Genomic DNA, 1,599 nt, shown 5'->3' with positions numbered 1-1,599 from the left:
TAAGCGTCCGGCCTGACCGCTACGGCTGCCAGCGCCAGGGCAGCAGTTCGCCGACTTTGGTGATCTTGTGGTCGGGCAGGCGCGCCAGGGTGTCGGCGAGCCAGGCCTGGGGGTCGACGTCGTTGAGCTTGGCCGTCTCGATCAGGGTGTAGGCGATGGCCGCCGCCTTGCCGCCCGCCTCCGAGCCCACGAAGAGGTGGTTCTTCCGGCCGAGGGCGATGGCACGCATGCTGCGCTCGGCCCCGCGCCATGGTCCTTGAACCAGTGGCGGACCAAGGCTCGATGTTGTCCAGCCCGAGGATGCCGTGCTCGAGGTGGGGCCTGAGCCGCGTCATCCGGGCCGGCGCATAGCGGATTGCCGTGGCAAGGGGAGACTTGCCGGAGATGGCGGGGAGCTGGGCGGCGAGCCAGGTCTCGAGATCTTCTAGGATCGGCTTGGCCCTGGCCTGCCGGATCTCGGCCCGCCGTTCCGGTGGCGAGCCCCGGGCCTCGACCTCCACGGCCTAGAGCCGGGCGATGCGCCCGATGGCCTCCTCGGCGAGGGCCGAGCCTTGCGCCCGATGCACGTCGACGAACTTGCGCCGCACGTGCGCCAGGCAGGCGACCTCCTGGATGGCGCCGCAGCGGTAGAGGTCCTCGAAGCCGGCGTAGCCATCCGCATGCATCCAGCCCTGATGGCCGGTCAGATGGTCCTTCGGGTGCTGGCCCTTGCGGTCGGTCGAGAAGCGATATCGAGCCAGGGTCCGCCATGGGTTCGAGGACCATGGCGAGGGCGGCAGGTGGGGCCTCGCCGCCCCAGGGGCGCTCGTCACGACCATAGGTCCAGAGCCGGGCCGTCTGCGTCTTGCCGGTGCCGGGGGCGAGCATGCTCACGGGCGTGTCGTCCGCAAAGATGGCTCCGCTCGCCAGGACGTGCCGCCCGATCGCATCGGCCAGGGGCTCGAGGAGCGCGGTGGACTTGCCCACCCAGTCGGCCAGGGTGGAGCGGTCGAGGTCGAGGCCGTCGCGCTCGAAGATCTGGCTCTGCCGATGGAGCGGCAGATGATCGGCATGCTTGCTCACCAGCACATGGGCGAGCAGGCCCGGGCCGGGGCGCCCGCGCTCGATGGGTCGTGACGGCAGCAGCGCCTGGGTGAAGCGCTCGCAGCCCGAGCAGGCCAGCCGGGGACGGACGATGCGGTTCACGACGAACCGGCCAGGGACGTATTCCAGCTCCTCGGTCACGTCCTCGCCGATGCGCCGCAGCGTTCCCCCGCAGCCGGCACAGCAGTCGTCACCCGGCGTGAGCTCAACCTCCATGCGGGGAATGTGATCGGGGATCGGGCGGCGCTTGGGCCGGTCCTTCTCTTCCACATCCGGCAGCCGGAGCTTCGCCGCCATCGCCGCTGAGGCGATCTCGTTCGCCATTGGGCTCGAACCAATGGCGCCTCAATGGCTCACTCTCAAGGGCCAGCTGCAACTGCTCGGCGGTCTCGGACGAGGCACCGAACCGATGGGCACGGTGGCCGGCGAGCTGATGCCGCAGCTTCTCGATCAGGATCGCCTGCGCCTTCACCTCGGCCAGGAGCCGCGCCGCGAAGGCCCGCAGGTCCTCGGGGT

1 pseudogene is annotated in these 1,599 nt (G+C 70.3%); it reads right to left on the bottom strand.

Annotated features, from left to right (window positions below):
- Positions 1-19: 19 nt before the first annotated feature.
- Positions 20-1,599: pseudogene (gene tnpC, locus J2Z33_RS18055) on the bottom strand (IS66 family transposase); the annotation flags it as partial.

The organism is Rubellimicrobium aerolatum (assembly GCF_017872975.1).
Lineage (GTDB): Bacteria > Pseudomonadota > Alphaproteobacteria > Rhodobacterales > Rhodobacteraceae > Rubellimicrobium > Rubellimicrobium aerolatum.
Note: the sequence above shows the minus strand (reverse complement) of the source record. Positions and strands in the feature narration are given on the sequence as shown.